The organism is Methylobacter sp. Wu1, from assembly GCF_036553575.1.
Lineage (GTDB): Bacteria > Pseudomonadota > Gammaproteobacteria > Methylococcales > Methylomonadaceae > Methylobacter.
Genome location: NZ_JAZHOC010000076.1, coordinates 72,085 through 89,677 on the forward strand (window position 1 = coordinate 72,085; position 17,593 = coordinate 89,677).

16 protein-coding genes are annotated in these 17,593 nt (G+C 50.0%); 7 read left to right on the plus strand and 9 right to left on the minus strand.

Going from position 1 to position 17,593, the window contains the following annotated elements; translation table 11 throughout:
• Positions 1-106: 106 nt before the first annotated feature.
• From V2P20_RS17890 to V2P20_RS17910, 5 genes are all read right to left on the minus strand, one after another.
• Positions 107-391 (minus strand): type II toxin-antitoxin system RelE/ParE family toxin, encoded by a 285-nt coding sequence (locus V2P20_RS17890; RefSeq protein WP_331820716.1) that lies wholly within the window; start codon positions 389-391, stop codon positions 107-109.
• Entirely contained in the window at positions 388-666 is a 279-nt protein-coding gene (locus tag V2P20_RS17895) for an antitoxin of toxin-antitoxin stability system (RefSeq protein ID WP_331820718.1), read from the minus strand. Before V2P20_RS17895 ends, V2P20_RS17890 begins: the two co-directional genes overlap by 4 nt.
• Before the next feature lie 59 nt (positions 667-725).
• Positions 726-1,691, minus strand: a complete 966-nt coding sequence (locus V2P20_RS17900; protein ID WP_331820720.1) for a FecR domain-containing protein — start codon at positions 1,689-1,691, stop codon at positions 726-728.
• Between the two features lie 6 nt (positions 1,692-1,697).
• Positions 1,698-2,201 carry a sigma-70 family RNA polymerase sigma factor gene (locus V2P20_RS17905; protein WP_331820722.1) on the minus strand — a complete coding sequence of 168 codons (504 nt, stop codon included), beginning with the start codon at positions 2,199-2,201 and terminating at the stop codon, positions 1,698-1,700.
• 312 nt (positions 2,202-2,513) lie between these two features.
• The gene (locus tag V2P20_RS17910) at positions 2,514-2,675 is read right to left on the minus strand and encodes a hypothetical protein (RefSeq protein WP_331820724.1); all 162 of its coding nucleotides are present in this window, start codon (positions 2,673-2,675) and stop codon (positions 2,514-2,516) included.
• 361 nt (positions 2,676-3,036) lie between these two features.
• On the opposite strand from V2P20_RS17910, the gene V2P20_RS17915 reads away from it, so the two are divergent.
• Both V2P20_RS17915 and V2P20_RS17920 read left to right on the plus strand, forming a co-directional pair.
• Complete coding sequence (locus tag V2P20_RS17915; protein ID WP_331820726.1) at positions 3,037-4,209, plus strand: patatin-like phospholipase family protein; 1,173 nt, start codon at positions 3,037-3,039, stop codon at positions 4,207-4,209.
• 547 nt (positions 4,210-4,756) lie between these two features.
• Positions 4,757-5,035, plus strand: coding sequence for an Lpp/OprI family alanine-zipper lipoprotein (locus V2P20_RS17920; RefSeq protein WP_331820728.1), 279 nt, complete (start codon positions 4,757-4,759; stop codon positions 5,033-5,035).
• 272 nt (positions 5,036-5,307) lie between these two features.
• On the opposite strand, the gene V2P20_RS17925 is transcribed toward V2P20_RS17920, so the two are convergent.
• Positions 5,308-6,492 carry a hypothetical protein gene (locus V2P20_RS17925; RefSeq protein ID WP_331820730.1) on the minus strand — a complete coding sequence of 395 codons (1,185 nt, stop codon included), beginning with the start codon at positions 6,490-6,492 and terminating at the stop codon, positions 5,308-5,310.
• Between the two features lie 567 nt (positions 6,493-7,059).
• On the opposite strand from V2P20_RS17925, the gene V2P20_RS17930 reads away from it, so the two are divergent.
• From V2P20_RS17930 to V2P20_RS17940, 3 genes are all read left to right on the plus strand, one after another.
• Positions 7,060-8,508, plus strand: a complete 1,449-nt coding sequence (locus tag V2P20_RS17930) for a carotenoid oxygenase family protein (RefSeq protein WP_331820732.1) — start codon at positions 7,060-7,062, stop codon at positions 8,506-8,508.
• A 172-nt stretch (positions 8,509-8,680) separates the two neighbouring features.
• Positions 8,681-9,583, plus strand: coding sequence for a hypothetical protein (locus tag V2P20_RS17935; RefSeq protein ID WP_331820734.1), 903 nt, complete (start codon positions 8,681-8,683; stop codon positions 9,581-9,583).
• Positions 9,584-9,855: 272 nt separating this feature from the next.
• The gene (locus V2P20_RS17940) at positions 9,856-11,274 is read left to right on the plus strand and encodes a glycosyltransferase (protein WP_331820736.1); all 1,419 of its coding nucleotides are present in this window, start codon (positions 9,856-9,858) and stop codon (positions 11,272-11,274) included.
• A 66-nt stretch (positions 11,275-11,340) separates the two neighbouring features.
• On the opposite strand, the gene V2P20_RS17945 is transcribed toward V2P20_RS17940, so the two are convergent.
• From V2P20_RS17945 to V2P20_RS17955, 3 genes are all read right to left on the minus strand, one after another.
• Positions 11,341-12,975: a hypothetical protein gene (locus V2P20_RS17945; RefSeq protein WP_331820737.1), complete on the minus strand. Its 1,635-nt coding sequence runs from the start codon at positions 12,973-12,975 to the stop codon at positions 11,341-11,343.
• Positions 12,976-13,169: 194 nt separating this feature from the next.
• Entirely contained in the window at positions 13,170-13,685 is a 516-nt protein-coding gene (locus tag V2P20_RS17950; RefSeq protein ID WP_331820739.1) for an aspartate carbamoyltransferase, read from the minus strand.
• 313 nt (positions 13,686-13,998) lie between these two features.
• A complete protein-coding gene (locus V2P20_RS17955) occupies positions 13,999-14,343 on the minus strand; it encodes a hypothetical protein (protein WP_331820741.1) in 345 nt (114 codons plus the stop codon).
• A 578-nt stretch (positions 14,344-14,921) separates the two neighbouring features.
• On the opposite strand from V2P20_RS17955, the gene V2P20_RS17960 reads away from it, so the two are divergent.
• On the plus strand, positions 14,922-15,536 hold the full coding sequence (locus V2P20_RS17960) for an Hsp20/alpha crystallin family protein (protein WP_331820743.1): 615 nt from the start codon (positions 14,922-14,924) through the stop codon (positions 15,534-15,536).
• A 425-nt stretch (positions 15,537-15,961) separates the two neighbouring features.
• Complete coding sequence (locus tag V2P20_RS17965; RefSeq protein ID WP_331820745.1) at positions 15,962-17,353, plus strand: DUF6861 domain-containing protein; 1,392 nt, start codon at positions 15,962-15,964, stop codon at positions 17,351-17,353.
• Positions 17,354-17,593 lie beyond the last annotated feature (240 nt).

The window sequence follows — 17,593 nt, forward strand, 5'->3', positions numbered from 1 at the left end:
ATGGCGTCAAATTGTGCGCCTTAACGAGGCAACACGGATATTCAGAGCGGTAATGGTTTTGAAAGTGAATGGGTGTGCTATAAACGTTAGGCAATGGCTTGTCAGTTCAATGGCGAACTGGCGGCCATTGCCGCGCGGTATGAATCAAAGCCAAGATCCATACGGTTTCCTGCTGGATCTCATAGACTATCCGGTAGCTTTCGTGTGGAATTAACTCACGGGTTCCTGGGATTTTTCCTGGTTGGCCTGGCTGAGGAAAATCGGCTAGCTTGGCTACCGCATTGCTAAAAAGCTCATCCATGCGAATAGCTGCTTGCGGGTTGTCCAGCACGATGAAGTCCCAAATCTGTTCACGATCTTGTTGGGCTTCCGGCGTCCAAACAACCTTCACATTTTGCCTTCAGCTTGAGCGCGGCGTGCGGCAAAGTTGCTTTCAACGCTGTCGTTGGTTGCGCCTATGCCAGCGTGCATCGACGCGCGGGCCGTTTCGACTTTATTGCGCAAAAACTCGTCATATTCCCTTGCTTCACGCTGGTGCTGAATAAACTGACGCATTAATTCGCGCATTACTTGAGATGCCGGCCGATGAGCAGCTTCTGCTTCAGCCATAAACTCGGCGCGTAACTCGGGTTCCAGTTTCATTGTAAAGACCGCTTCTTTCGACATCGGATATCTCCTAGGAAATTACATACTGACTTAGTATATACCTTTTTAGTATGAATGCCCTAACGAGGCAACACTTTCACCCACAGCGGCAGTGGGTTTGAAATTTTGACCGGCAGCGTTTCTTCCAGCATGGCCAGAACACGCTCGGTATCGTTTATCGGGAAGGCGCCGACGATGCGCAGAGCGGCAATCCGCGGATCGCAGGTGATATAGCCGTGCCGGTAGCGATTGAGCTCCAGGAGAAATTCACTGAGAGGCATGTTGTCGGCCAACAGGAAGCCTTGCGTCCAGGTAGGACGGTCAGCACGCATGGCGGTTACGGCCTCGATCTGTTCCGCATTGAAACGCGTGGTTTGTCCGGCATGCAGGGTTAGTTTGCTTGATTTCGGTTTGCTTGGTTGAATCTCGACGGCATCGGCAAATACGCTTACTTGGCTATTGCCGGGTAGCTGCCTGGCGCTGAAACGCGTGCCTAACGCACGAACCCGGCCTTCCTGGCTATCGACGACAAAGGGTCGATGTAATCCGGTATTATCCGGCGCGGTTTCGATGTAGATTTCGCCGGATACCAATTGCAGTTTGCGTAGGTCGGGCGTGTATTCCACATTGAAGGCGCTGTCGGTATCCAGGATAACTTTCGTGCCGTCGGCCAGGGTGATGGTTTGTGTGGCGCCTACCGCCGTTTGGTAATCCGCCGTCCAGGCCTGCAAATAGCGGCCTTGGGAAATTTGCCAACCGAACAGACCAATAGCGCTAAATATTGCCAAGGCTTTCAGTGTACGTCGCCGGTAAAGGTCGGGCTGATTGAGGGCGGCAGAGGCTGCCTGCGACGGCAGGCTTTGCAGTTTGTGCGTAAAAAACTCGACCCTTGACCACGCTGCCTGATGGTCGGGGTGGGCGTTCAACCATGCCTGCCATTGCTCAATTTCGGTTTCGGATACTTGGCCCGAACCTAATATTGCAAACCATTCGGCGGCTTCCGCAAGAATGCCGGGATGAATGTCTGTGCGGTCGGACTTTAACACTTGTTTTTAAAATTCCGCGGTCAGAAGATGGAGCATGGCGCTGGACATGTATTTTTTGACCATGCGATCCGTTACGCCCAGTTGCTTGCCAATTTCGACATAGGTTAAGCCATCCAATTGTGCCATTAAAAATGCCTTGCGCACCTTGGTCGGCAGTTGATTGAGCAGATCATCCATTTCCTGAAGTGTCGCCAGGATAATCGCATTTTCTTCAGGCGATGGCATCAAGGCTTCGGGATAGGCGGCGATCCTCTCCAAATAGGCCTGTTCTATCGCCGATTTGCGCCAATGATTAATGAGCAGGCCTTTGGCGATGGTGATTAAGTAGGCGCGCGGTTCGCGTATGTCGTGAACACCGTTTGAGGCGATAACACGCATGAATGTATCGTGGGCATGATCCTCGGCCTGCAAGCGGCACTGTGCCCGCTTCTGCAACCAGCCGAGCAGCCAGGAATGATGCTCGCGATAAAGCTGAGTCAACGCATCATTGGCAACTAATTCAGTCGTCATTGATAATGCCCGTCCATGGTTGAAACACTTGATTTGAATGCATAATACCGATTATTGATCATGATCCTCGTTGTCCTGCTTCGTTCTGTTGATTGCTGATTTGGCTGTCCTCGAACAGTTTGCATTTTGAGCAAAAAACATTCCATGTATTCGCTGTCGCGTTTTACTCTTGAGGGCGGCCTGGATATTTGTTTAAAAAATCAATTTATTACAATATTTTTGGCATTAAGGCCAATTGGCCGTAGCAACGATTTTCTAGGCACAGCCGAAAAATTAATAACGAAAAAGTGTGTCATATCACCTATTTTTTATTTAAAAATAGGTGATATGACGTAAATGTTGAGAAAAATGAGCGCCATTATTCAGCCGGATAATGGCGGCGTGGTAGGATGTGCCAAGTGAGACAAGCGGCAACCGGGCCGCCTGCTGATTCGTGGCATCCAGGCACTCGCGCTGCGCGTGCTTCGCATCCAAATCCGCTCCTGCGTTTTCGACATTCGCCACATTCCTGTGGCTTAGCAACGCAGGAGCAGTTGCCGAGGCCGCGCAAAAGATAAATTCGCCAGGAGCGAATTTGGTCAGCTTTAGCTGACCCGAAGGGAGAAGCCCAAGGATGGGCTTCTCAGCGTAACTCGCCTTCGGGTGCGATAAACCCGATTAACACAACCGTCGCGTTAGCGACACTTTTATTAAATCTCTACTAACTGCGTAATATCAGTTAAGTCATTCGTGTCGAAGTATTGAAGCAAGACTGTCGTGCTATAGGTGGCATTGGATTTTAAGGAGTGTTGCTATGATCAAATTGATTGCTTTGCCGGTGTATTGGAGCTTGATTATGACTGCATTGTCCGGCTGCGCCGCCCTCCGGCCCCATTCTCCGCCGCCGCAGCAGGTCGAGGCGCTGGTGCAGGTGCCGGGAGTGCCGGGCGTGCGGGCCTGGGGCGATGAATTCAGCCCGGTATTCCAGAAGGACTTGATCGAGTCCCTCCGGCAGGAAGAGCGGAGCGGCCTGTTTCGGGAGGGTGAAACTGTCGATATCCTGGCGATCTCGGGCGGCGGCGGGGATGGCGCTTTCGGCGCGGGAATGTTGTGCGGCTGGTCTGCCGCCGGCAACCGCCCGAGCTTTAAGCTGGTCACCGGCATAAGTACGGGAGCATTGACTGCGCCGTTCGCATTTTTGGGGCCGGCCTATGACGAGAAATTGAAAAAGGTGTACACGACGATTTCCTCCAAGGAAATTTTTAAGCTGAAATCCTTCTTCGGTATGGTGCAGACGGATGCCATCGCTCTTAATGATCCTCTTGCCAAACTTACCACGAAATATGTCGACGAGAAGATGCTCAAGGACATCGCCGCCGAGCATCTCAAAGGGAGACGGCTCTATATCGGCACTACCGCCCTGGATGCACAGCGGCCCGTGATCTGGAACATGAGTGCCATCGCGGCCTCGGGCCATCCGGATGCGCTCGAGCTGTTCCGTAAGATCATGATTGCCTCCGCAGCTGTGCCGGTGGCTTTTCCCCCGATATATATTTCCGTTGAAGCCGGCGGGGATCGCTATGACGAAATGCATGTCGATGGAGGCGTGACCAATCAGGTATTCCTTTACGGTCCTATGCTGAACCTGCCGGCAGGCAGGAAAGTGCTCGGATTTGACCGGCCCCGCCGCATACCGCGAGTCTTCGTTATCCGCAATACGCGGCTCAAGCCCATCTGGCTTGACGTGAAGCCGGTCATGCGCTCCATCGCCCCGCGTTCTGTTGCTTCGCTGATCAAGGCCCAAGGCGTCGGTGATATCTACCGCATTTACGTGGTCGCCCAACGGGACGGCCTCGATTTCAATCTGGCCCACATTCCCGATGAACTGGACACGAACCGGAGCGATGAATTCAACAATCAGGTGATGAAAGTTTTGTTCGATACCGGTTACAGCCTGGCCCGCTACGGCTACCGCTGGAAGAAGAGCCCGCCAGGATTCTTTCCCGAGCATGGGGCCGATCATGAATAGCATCCAGCCCGGGCCGGAGCAGCCGGATGGGATAGGTTGCAGCGGAGCAAGGCTGATTATAAAGCCGGAACACAAGGCTTAACGGGTGAGCGTACTGAAGCTCCGCTGGAGCATTAAATCGGGCAAAATTTTATAAATCCAATATTACTGTTTAAGGCTTTTCTATAAATACTATTCGATGGAGTTTGTTTTTGATCTCAAAAAACGATTAAACAGCAGCCCATATCTATAACCCTGATCGGTGAAATTATTCCTTAAATATTTAACTGATGATCAATGGTGACAGGAATAATATTTTATGGGATATATTCTTCACAAAATATCCAAAATTCATTGAGCAAGCTCAAATTAAGCATAATCCAGTTATTTGCATGAAACTTTGTGGAATGAAGCCTATCCAATAATTGCCAGTAAAAAGCGTTAAAATCATTGGTTTACTGTTTCTAAATAATATTGATGAGATAAATCAGTAAAGATAAACACTGAACGAGGAAAAATTGAAAGTTGTTTAACATATTTAACGATAATTTTCAGTGAGGAAAATCCTATGAAAAAAATAATAAAATTATCAATGATTACTTTGGCTTTCAGTATGGTTACGGCTTGTGCGACGAGTGGCGATGTTGAAAATATACAGTCACAAATCGATGGCTTGAATGCTAAAGTTTCTCAAGCATCATCCGATGCGGCAAGCGCACAATCCGCAGCGTCTGACGCAGCTGCAAGAGCCCAGGCTGCGGAAGATGCAGCTAATCGGGCAGCCCAATTAGCTCAAGACGCCAATAGCAAATTGGATAGCGGTTTCAGAAGATCAATGATGAAATAAACTCTTGCCGTGCAAGAGCAAAAAGTAGCCCGATGGGAAAAATACCCGGATTTTGGGGTGATTTTCGCTTATCAAGACCGTGAAACAGCGACAGCTATTTGCCAGTCAGTTACATCATAGCTGGCTGGCAATAATCTATATCGCTGTTCCAATTCATATTTTAAAAACTGCCAGCAGATCTTCCGGCTTTATTGAAACGAGCGCCTGTACTCCGATTCTGCCACTCAACAAATCTTCTGGGTAAATGCCTTCTTCTCCGCTAACTTGCACGATTAGATAAGGATATTGGCGATCTTCATCAGAATGTCCTTGAGCGGAACTTGAATGGAGAACAGTGCGGCGATGGGAATCAGGGCCGGGATTGCGATGGCAAGCAATGAGAACCTGCTGATAGGCACTATGCGCATAGTCCTGATCGCCTGGTAAAGTGTCAGGGTGTCGGCTACCGGCCCGAGTTCATCCGCATGCAGGATCGGATCGTCTACTTCCGTTTCTCCCAATATCCAGCGCCGGCGCACCAGCCGTCCATGGCTGCCGACCATGGCTCCGTATTCCAGCAGCGCACGGCGCCTGGCGGCAGCGAGAGGACCGATGAAGCTAAGGAGCGGCGCCAGGCAAATGGCGATCAGGAGGACCAGAAAAACTGTGAGCATTGTCTTTAAGGATTGAAGGTCGGCGCCATGGTAAACAACATTATGGGCCAGACGCGAACACAGCACCGCCGATACCGCGAAGGCGAACAGGCTGAATGCATTCGGCAGACGTCCCAGGAAGCCCAGTCCGCCGGCTCCATCCGGATGAGTGGGCACGATATCGAGGTCGAGCCGGGCGATGCGCTTCAGCAGGACGAACACCAGTATCAGGCGCCAAAGCCAGGCCAGCATGAAGGCGCTGAAGATAGGGCGGCTCACGTATATAAACCACCAGCCTCCGAATCCGAGGTGGCCTGCGCCGCCGTTTGAGGCCCAGTTGACTTCATGGCCGAGTTCGGGGTCGGCGGTCGCCGCCCCCAAGACCGTCCATATAATGACGAGCGCGGCGATCACGATCCAGGGCAAGGGGCGGTTGCGTAATTGCGTTATTTGCCTGATGATGTCCGTGAAATCCTGCTTCTGAGCGGCCTGCACCAGTCCTGAGCTCAGAAAATAGGGGATCAGCGTCGTGCTCAACCGGTGCGCCATTCCCTCGCCCAGGATGAACAGCGGTACGGCGAGCAGAAAGCGAACATGTACGCCGAAGTGTCGCAATAGAGGGTCATCCACGACGCCAGGCAATATCCGGCCCGCGGCTATGGCCCAAATGACAATGGGCAGCCAGGTAAGCAAAGCGAAGAATACCGCCCGGCGCATTAAGCCCAATCCCTGTTCGGGGATCAGTCCCACACGGCGTTGGAGCCGAAACGGCAGGTCATCCCGGATCAGGGAGAACGCCAGCGATTCGTCGTCGGTTTGTTTCATGGCTTGACCCCTCGGTGACCAACGCGGCAGGCGGTTCGGTCAGCGTAACGCTACTGTTTTTTGAAACGCTTAATAAGCGTCATTAAACGCCCCTATGTGACTGCCATTGATGCGATAGCGTTCCACTTTTATAAAGAGCATGCATAATTAAATATCTGATGTTACGCAGACAATTGACTCATACATCTGAGGATTCGGCTAAAAATAACTTCCGATGTCCCTTCAGGTCAAGGCCGTCCCCGTTGGAGCGATGCCTTTATGCCCTTTGGGTATACATCGCGATTTAAAATCGCCCGACAAGCCGCGATGTAGGCATCGCTCCCACCCCCGCGTTACCCAAATTGAGAGCTAGGCCATTATCAAACGGCATAACGGCATAACAATCCGCTTCTGCGCAACATCAATTAAATAGGCGGGCCTGACGCCCCATTGGTTAATTGATTTTTTTGATCAATTCTTTATGGTTATTAAAGCGTTGAATATGGTAGTTATATAGAAACTCTATAATTCCTCGCACGCATCCTTCAGTTCCAGGGATGGAAAAAACGGCACCTAAGGCGGCAGACCATGAATCATTCACCTTATCGGCTAGGCTTTACCACGCTTGGCATCGAGACTTGCATTGACGATTTGCCTGTCCAGGGCGCTGTTCCCACATGGCTGCAAGGCACCCTTTTTCGAAACGGTCCGGCCAAATTCGAGGTAGGCGGGCAGCGATATAATCACTGGTTTGACGGCCTCGCCATGCTGCACCGGTTCGCCTTCTCCGACGGCCGCGTTTCATACGCCAATCGCTTCCTTCATAGCCAGGCCTACCGGGAGGCCATGGAACTGGGGAGGATCAGTCGGCGCGAGTTCGCGACCAATCCCGTCCGGACACCTCTGCAGCGCGTCGCTGACCTGTTCTTCTCGAAATTTACCGATAACTGCAGCGTCAACATCAGCAAATTCGGGGATGAGTTTGTGGCTCTGACCGAAACCCCGCGGCCTTTCCGGTTCGACCCGGAAACACTGGAGACGCTCGGCGCCTATGATTATCAGGACGGGCTCACAGGACATGTTTCAACCGCCCACTTGCACTTCGACTTTCAGCGGATGCGCCACTATGGCTATCTGCTGGAATTCGGCCTGCAGAGCCGGTATCACCTCTACAGCATGGCTGCGGATGCCGGACGGCGAGTACGGGTTGCTACCTTGCCGGTGCGGAAGCCTGCTTACATGCACTCGTTCGGGATGACGGAGCGATACCTTGTCCTCACTGAATTCCCATTAGTGGTAAATCCGCTAAAGCTGCGGTTCAGCGGCAAGTCTTTCATCCGGAATTATAACTGGGAACCGGAACGCGGCATTCATTTCCATGTGATCGACAAAGAGACGGGGCGCCTGATGAAGTCGGCCCGCTCGACGCCGTATTTCGGCTTTCACCACGTCAACGCCTTCGAGGAAGACGGCGAGGTTGTGGTCGACATTGTGACCTATCCCGATGCCGGCGTCATAGATCTGCTCTATCTGGACCGCCTTCGCTCGGACCAGCCATTGACGGCCCTGGGCAAGCTGACGCGTTTCCGCATCGATTTGAACGGCGGGGAGAATGTCGCAATTGAAACGCTTTCCGAGACCCCGATGGATTTTCCCCGCATCGACTACCGAAACCGAGCCGGACATTCTTACCGCTACGCCTACGGTGTAGGCAGCGAGATCCCCGGCAATTTCAACGACAAACTGGTGAAGCTGGATCTTGAAGGACGGCAACACGCATCCTGGCACCGGAACGGCTGCTATCCGGGCGAGCCGGTGTTTGTATCAGCGCCTGAGGCGTTGAAAGAAGATGACGGGGTCATCCTTTCGGTCGTACTGGATGCCAGGAAGAAAACTTCTTTCTTATTGATCCTGACGGCTTCCGGTTACGAAGAGCTGGCTCGCGTGGAGGCGCCTCATGCTATTCCTTTCGGATTCCATGGCAACTATTTGAACGAGGGGAATGGACCAGTGTCATTTCGTACGCTCCACAGTTGAGTCATGTCGCAATGCGCGCTGGCGCATACGATCCAAAAGAATCTGCATAACCCGGCAAGCCAACCGACTCGCTAAAGCGATCAGCTGATTTTTTACCGTTACTGTAATTCAAATTACTTGCGAATAACCGTCAGTCTTCACACTGACTCAAAGAAACAACGGAGTAAACGCTATGAAGAAAATGAGGCTTGCCATCATCGGTCCGGGACGTCTGGGACGTAAATGCGCCGAGGCCATTTCAGCCGATCAGACCCTGGAGCTGGCAGGTATTGTGCAGCGTGCCGATACGGATACTTCCTCGGATTTCGGTAAGGGGGTGCCTGCCGTTACCCATATCAGCGAGCTTAAAAACGTTGATGCCGCGCTGATCTGCGTTCCTCCCGATGAGGTATTGGGCGTTGCGAGAGGTCTTCTGCAAAGCCGTATCCCGATAGTAGAATGCGCGCGCCTTCATAACGAGGACTTCCTCAAGCATAAGGCGGAAATTCATCGGGTTGCGCTGCATCACAAAGTACCGGCTGTCGTCGGTGCGGGATGCGATCCGGGCATACTGTCATTGTTTAGAGGCTATTTCGCGTTGCTGGCTCCGCACGGGCATACGGAAACCACACTGCACGCCGGATCAAGCCTGCACCATAGTTTGGCGGCGGAAGGCATTAAAGGCGTCAGGAAAGCGCTGGCGGCAGAGCTCAAGCCGGCAGGAGGAACCGTCCAGCGCTATGTTTATGTTGAATTGGAACCTTCAGCCGATGCGGGCGAAGTGGAACGCCTCATCGTCAATGATCCGCTGTTCCTGGACGAACAAACCTTGGTATTTCCTGTACCCAGCATTGATGCGCTGGAGGAGACAAATCGCGGCGTGGTGCTGGAACGTCATGGGAAACCGGGTGCGGCCGGCCATGCCTCTTTTTTGCTGGAAGCGCGCTTTGACGAGATAGGGCTTGCTGCCCGGATGATGCTTACTGCCGCGCAATCACTGACCATGCTGCACGCGGGAGCCTATTCTCTGCTGGACCTGCCGTTGAGTGCGCTTTGGGGGCGGCAGGGAACTGCTGAGGAAAAGGAGTGGATATAACGCGTCAATTATTTTTGTATTGGTTTACTGATGTTAGGCAGTTGTAAGGGCGAATTCAATTGCGCCATAAAGCAATCGAGGCGATCAGTTTATGGGCATGAATAAGGCCGCTCATTTTCTCTCCTTATTTGGCTGTATTGCAGGCTCTGAAAATAAGCAGTTGCACGGATTTATGTTTACACCTTACTTTTTTACAATGATTTAAGTTAAGCAAAATTTGATGGTCAGTAGTTACAAATTCTTTCATGTAATCAAGCAACTGGAGAATTGGTATGACCCTAATGCGATATTTGCTTGTCGGCGTTGCGAACACGCTGATCGGATTGAGCACCATTTATTTTGCCATGTATATTTTGCAGCTGGGGGTTGTATCTGCAAATGCATTCGGCTATTCAGTCGGCATTTTGCTGAGTTTCGCTTTGAACAAGACCTGGACTTTCAGTAATGACGATCACGTCGCTGCCAGTTTTCTGCGTTATATGCTGGTGCTGGCCGTAGCGTACTCGGCCAACCTCGCCACGGTCCTATTTGCTGACGCTCATTTTGATTTAAACCAGTATGCTGCGGTTCTGTCTGCCAGCACTCATTTCGATTTCAATCCCTATATGGCTCAAGCAGTCGGCATTATTCCCTACACGGCCATCGGTTATCTCGGCAGTCGTTACTTCGCTTTCCGGATACCGAGAGACGCAGAGATAACGACGGATCATCCGGGTGAGATAGCCGTAGTGAATACGGAACCTCTGATTTCTCGGCCGATTGATGCAAGCATTGTTGTGCCTTGCTACAACGAGGAGGCTGTGTTGTTGGAAACGACCCGGCAATTGGCAGACTTGTTGCAGCCGCTTATTGCCGAGGGAAAAATTGCGCCAAGCAGCCGTGTGTATTACATCGACGACGGTAGTCGCGATCGGACGTGGGAATTGATAGAAACGTTATCCGAGACCCACGAATTTGTCCACGGCATCAAGCTGTCGCGCAACCGCGGCCACCAAAATGCTTTATTGGCGGGTCTGTTGACAACGGAAGGCGAGGTGGTCATCAGCGCAGATGCCGATCTGCAGGATGACCTGTCCGCCATTAAGAAGATGATCGATTATTATGCGGCCGGCTACGATATTGTGTATGGCGTCAGAGATTCCCGCCAAACCGATACCTTCTTCAAGAGCGTTACCGCAAAAGCCTATTACCGCCTGTTAAGCGCCATGGGCGTGGAGATTGTCTACAATCATGCCGACTACCGTTTAATGAGCCGTCGAGTCATCGAAGCGCTGAGAGAATTTGACGAAGTCAATTTGTTCCTTCGCGGAATTATTCCTCAATTAGGGTTTTCGTCAACGCTTGTCTATTATGATCGCGCCGAACGTTACGCGGGTGAGTCGAAATACCCGCTGAAGAAAATGCTCTCATTCGCATGGCAAGGCATCACGGCTTTCTCGGATCTTCCTTTGCGCCTTATTACAGGCTTAGGGCTGGCAGTATCGCTGATCAGCTTCTTGTTTTCAGCCTGGGCAATTACGATCCGTCTGTTTACTCATGACGCGGTTCCAGGCTGGGCTTCCACTGTTTTGCCTATCTATTTTCTCGGCGGCATACAGTTATTATGCCTTGGCGTCCTGGGCGAATACTTGGCGAAAGTTTACTCGGAAACCAAACGGCGTCCGCGTTATATCATTGAGAAAGTTATTTAACCGTATTTAATCCGGGCTGTTTTAGGATGCAGTAAAGCGCCGCTAATAAGTATTTAGAAGAAATACTCATGTTTTCTCAATTGCATAGATTTGATAATTTAATCCATTATAAGCCAGTTTATATCCATGCCTCTTCAAACACTCAGCAATTAAATAGCCATTCATGTCCACAGGCTCATCAGGATAATCGAATATAAGAAACACATACGGCCTTGCACTGTTTTCAGATAGATAGCCCGACATTCTTTGTTCGTCTTCCTTATTCTGGTAGGTCATATAGAAAGGGGTGGAATAGGGAATTTCTGAGTCGGTTAAATAAGTAAACAAATAGGCCTTGCTGCCATAAAACATAAAATTGGAATGGGGATTGGATGCTCTTAATTCATTCACCTTTGATATTACGCTTTCAATCTGGTCTTTTCTTTCTCTGCTGGTTTTAATCCACCTTAGCTTCTTATGATCAACCTCCGCAGTTAATTGCCTTATAGGTTTGTCCTCGTATGTTCTGCCTAGCCCTGCTTTATTGAAAATCGACAGGCCGATCACAAAAAGAGCCAGTAAACGTATATTAATAACGTCCTCTTTTGGCAGGCGGAAATTTCTGAATTGATATAATAAGACAGGCATCAGAATTATATATCCACTGCTCAATTTGAGCAGGCCTGTATCGGAACCGAGAGCAGGTACAAAGCCTAACATGATGCAGAACAAATAGACTGCAGTATCATCCTGATTGTTTTTGCGGTAGGAATCGTACAGCAACACCAGCAGAATCCATAAAACAATCGCGGAATAAAATAACGATATGTTCCAGTTATAGGCGGGCGGAATGATACGGACCAAAAGATAGAGAGAGAGAATTACAGAGAGTACGACGCGGATATAAACCGCCGACATCGATAATGTTCTAAGCTTGTTGTAAATCAGAGCCAGAAGGGATAAAACCGCCATCATTTCAAAGAGTATAGCCCCGTCTCTCGCTTCGGACTTTAATACATTAAATAATGAATGGGTGGCTCCAAGCTGCGGCGACGATGTTGCAGTTGTAATAAACAGTTTTCTTAATAGAAAAAATAGAACGGAAAAAGTAGTTATGTAACACCCTGTTAAAATAATCCCCTCCCTGGCTGATATTTTTTTACTGTAAATCTGAAAGCATAAAACGGACAGTACCGGAAAAATTACGACAATGCTTGGCAAGCGGGCTGACGCAACGAGCGCCGTTAAAGCGCCTGTTAATACCAAAAGTAAATACCCACCGTCTTTTAAATAAAGTAAAAATCCCGTTGCTATTAACGATAGGAAGAATAATGAGATGACGTCATAATTCAATATATAACCGTTTAATGTAGTGTAAAAAATTACAGCAAGTGCTAGATAACGCAGCTTTATCTTTATGTAATCATTTCGTGATAAAAAAAATACCGGGATTGTTATGGATATAATCTCTAACAGAGTTGCAAAGATTCGAAAGGATATGATGCTGTCACCAAAAATGGATGCCCACCATGATCCTATTAAGACTGACAAAAATGTCACATTGAAAAATTCAAACCCATGACCAGCGTAGCCAATGTACGTAAAAGGGCCGTCGGTATAATCCAAGCCGTATCGAATGAATAAAAACGGATAAATAGCTATAAAAAAAATATAAACCGAATATTCTAAATATCTGTTAAATTTCAAATAAAGCGTGTCCATATGGATTACTCCGATATAGAGGGCATGGTCGGCATAAATCGGACGCCTGTTCAGGCAAGGTCTATAAAAAATTCCGCTCAACGGCCGAAGATTGGCTGTTTGATGTAGCTTGGCAGGAAAGTGGCGCGACTCTATGCAGTTGTCATTGAAAGGCCGCTTTAACAGCCTTTCAATGCCTGATTTCCAGTTTTAATTTATTCCGCCGGCGTTGCATGGTGCTTGCTGTGTTCCGGCACGGTATCGTTGCCGTGTTCGCTCGCCTGGGCGTCGAACCATTCATGGAGCGCCTGGACGTACTGTGGATATTCGGTCGAATAATGAATCTGCCCGCCGTTTGCCAACGCTTTATACTCAAATTTTATATCGTCGGCTTCAGCCTTTTTCAGCTGGGCGAGGCCCGGCATGTTGGGCCCGTGTATGCGTTCCGTCACGGAAAAATCGCCTTTCCTGAATTCATCGGCAATTTTTTGCAGATGGTCCTGGATTAACTTTATTTCCTGGGTATTGTTTGGTGATTTGGCGATGACATGCTGCACGCCGCCGTGAACGGTCTTGGAAAATGTCTGCAAGGTTTGGCCCAATGAATAAGGCACCACTTGCTGCTGGTGCTGATTCACTTCAGCCTTCTGGTCCGGGCTGGCTTTTTCGAGAGCCGGCGCCATTGGAGAAAAAAACAAAAGTCCAACAAATAATAAGAGGTAATGTTTCATAATCGCACTTCACGTTGAGTTAAAACCAAATGGAAACACCGTATCTTGAAACTGCACCATAACAGACACGGTTTTTGTTGATCAGGTTCAATATCGGCTGTGCTTTAGCTTCGGTCGAGTTGGAACTTCACGGAAGCCAGGCCTGAGGGACAAGTGGCGCTCTCTATGATCATGAGCTGATCAGGATTGATCAATCGCAACAAACCTAGGGCGCGCGCTGTTTCACGGTTCTATCGCCATAAAGCATAAAGTCTGGCCCGTGCCAGCTCGGGAATGATGAGTTTCGCGTGATGCCCGGTTGGCGTAATGGATCTTACAGCATCGCTGCGCTTTGTGAGGCTTGTGCCAAATAACGGGCAATTTCCGAAGCAAGGTCAAAATCAGGGACGGTCATGCCAATGTCTTCCGCCTCTTGCTGCAATACGCCGCATTGCTGTTTTAAAGCATCAGTCGCTGTTGTAAAAAACGCTTCGTCTGAAAGTGCGAGCGCATGCAAGACTTGAGACAAATAGGAATCCAAGGCCGAATATTCAATGTGCAGCTTAATCAGTAGCTCCAGATCGGAAGTTTGTCTGCTGGCCTGTGCAAGCAGAAGCTCGGCAGAGCGTATGTTGGCTACGATGTCGTTAAGATGCTGTCTTGCGGAAGCTGGTTTCATTTTCTCATCCTCATGTTTGGCGATTGTTGTTCAATTCAATGATTTCAGGATTATCGAGGCGGTTTGAGCGGGCTTTGTTCCGGAGTCTTTTCCGCCGGCATGGATAATCGTACGGGTTGAATTGATGACGTCAGCAAGCATCAACCTGATGGCGTCTGTTTTCCATGCTTTACTTTTGCATTTGTTGACCACCAGCCGTTGATTCAGTTCTCGGGCGCTATAAGGCTAGAGTTGCGCCTGCAACCTAACAAGATGAATTATCGAATTCTCAACGCTTGGGGATCAGGCAAAATGCTTAAGCGATCGGCTGCAAGACCGAATTAGGTAATGGGACGAATTTATTTTTTTAGAGAAAGTGATCACAATTACAAGATACGTTAGAGGAGTTTTTGTTGTGCATGGATTGCTTAATCATACGAATCACAGCTCAGAATTCAGATGGTTTGGACCAGGTTAGGCGCTTGATCGCAGGGCGGGAGCAGAATACGAGTGATGAAGCGGTGGCAAGCGCATGACTCAATTCCATCGATTCCGAGTTTCTGGGCAATTTTATAGTGCGAACTGTTTAGGAGAATGTCATGAATAGTAGCAGACCCGGTACAGAGAGTGGCGAAGTTAACGTAAAAAAAGGTAATGGTGGAGCTAGCGCCCAGCAAGGTCAACAAGGACAGCAAAGCATGCAGCAAGGTCAACAAGGGCAGCAAGGCATGCAGCGTTCGCCTTCAATGGGCAGAGGGTTAATGTCATTTGATGAACTCGATAATTTGTTTGATGATTTTTTATCGCGCCGATGGCCCCGATTGTTCGACTGGAATTTGCCCACGATGGGCATGGAGAGAGGCTTGGGCGGTCGGGGTATGATGATGGGAAGGGGTGTTCCCAAAGTCGATGTCGTGGAACGTGACAAAGAAATCGAGGTTCAGGCGGAGTTGCCTGGCGTTAAAAAGGAAGATCTGGATGTGTCGATCAACAACCAGATCATGACTATCCGTGCTACCACCCAGGAAGAAAAATCTGAGGGAGAGGGCCGATATTTACGCCGAGAAATGACGCGGGGCGAATATCAGCGCACATTGTCTTTGCCCGACTATGTCGATGAAGATAATGCTAAAGCAACATTTAAAGATGGCATATTGTGCGTGACTATTCCAAAAATGGAAAAAAGCCAGCGTAAATCTATACAAATACAGTAGTGGCCAGACTGGCTTCGAAATTCAGCGAGAGACAAGATATTTATCCTGTCTATAACGTTAAAATGTCATCCGATATTGGATAAACGCTACGGACGGGATAGATATCCCGTCCGGCTCATTTAATGAGCAAATTGGCTGAGATTCTGCGAAGCTTCATATTCTCAGTCTGGGGCTACAGCCTCGTTTATCGCGTTATTGAAAAATAACGCAACAGAACGGTTGTGGATTGGAAAGGGCTTTATAGACTCCTGGGTGACACCGCCGATACGCATTCATTCCAACAGCTGAGGCAGGTAAGAATGTTTGTCTTGGATATAAACGCTGTGCTAGAGTTGTTGCACAACCTGTGAGCCTGGCAGCGGTATTTTATAGCGCCAGCTCTGTTCAGCAGTTAGTAACAACACCCGTCAGTGAGAAGGACTTCCATGGCCAATGATTTCCCCAAAACCCCTTACGATGCCTGGCAGCAGCAACGCTGCCATCCCAATGCGCCTGCCGGCGGAGGCGGGCCCGGCTGCTTCACCAGCGCCGATCCTTTTCGAGCCAGCAGTTCTGGCTGGCAAGATCTGCCCCATCCCGACTCGCCGGCGGCACGCTACCTGACGCCGCAGGAGATCCGCGCTCCGGCCCTCGCCGAACGGGTGCACGCCGTCGTCGAAGCCTATACTCGGGCTCTGCGCTTGGCGCCTGCGGCGGTGTACCGGGAAACCGGCTGCCAGTTGGATCAGATTATTGACGGTTTACTGCCTGGCCTCCTGCAGATGCTGGCGGCGCTCGGCATCAGCGCCATGGCAGGCGCCAGCACCGGCTCGGCTGTCGGCTTCTTTCTCGGCGGCGTAGGCGCCGCGCCCGGCGCGATAGTCGGCGGCGAACTAGGCCTGGAAGCCGGCACTGCGGTGCTTGCCTGGATGGGGCTGGGCTTTCTTGCGGCCGCCATCGGCCAGGGCATGGGCGAGTTGACGGGTGTTCTCAGGCGTGCCATCCGCTGTGCCTGGTATGCGCCGGAACATCGTTACCCGCCCTTCGAAATCGACAGGGCGGCGGAAGATCTGGCCCGGGCGGCGGGCATTTTATTCCGCCTGATACTCCAGGGCCTGCTGGCTTATGTGCTCAAGAACGGCGCGGTCAGTGCCGGCCAGGCCGCGGCATCGACAGGCCAGGCTGTCATCAGAAGCGGCACTCGCACTGCCGCCGACGCCACTCTGGCCGAAGTCTCCGCGCTGCTGCGGCAAAGCAAGCTGCCTGACGGGTTTGCCGTCTGGCTTGAAAAGAACTGGGACGATCTGAAACAGAATCCCAAACTGGCAAGCAATAAAACCGACACGCATAGTTCATCTCAATCATCATCGGCAGCGACGCCATCGGAACTGAAAGCCATGAGAGAAAGACAGGGGCGTGATGATGTCGCGGAAACTTCCGGTAATCAAAGTCAACCTGTCGTTGAAAGGACCAATCATGAGAAGGTTGCTTCCGGTGAACGAAGCGCTCGTGATAATACAGCTTTGATTAAAGAAAATAGTACTACCAAAAATCCTGCCAATGCCGTTAAATTGAGTAAACAATTAGCTAGTGAGCAACAGCTTGGTGAAGCCGGTATTCCAGTAGCTGGAGCAGGAACGAAGACTGTCTTGAGAGATGCAAACAGGCTTGTTAACGAGTATGGTGGTAATGCTTCTGATTGGGCTAAGCGCTCAAGTACACAACATACAGCAACAGATGGTCGTAAATTTGAAACTCATTGGTATGAAAATTCTGTAACTGGACAAAGGGTTGAGCCAAAAACGATTGTCGAAGAATATCTTAAAGGGCCTAAATAAAATGGAAACTATTAATGAAAAGTCACGAAAAGAGATTGTGGATGCCTGTCTACGAATGGTTAATAACGATGTCGATTTCATCGACGGATGTAGAAAGTTAGTCTCTTTGAGAAACCGACTTAATTTGGAACAGGACTCAGATTTTCTCCCTTTCGTAGGAGTGGTATCTGAAACGGATGACTATCCTAGCCCAAATATTCGCACCAATTTTAGTAAGGATTATCTAGATCAAATTGATAA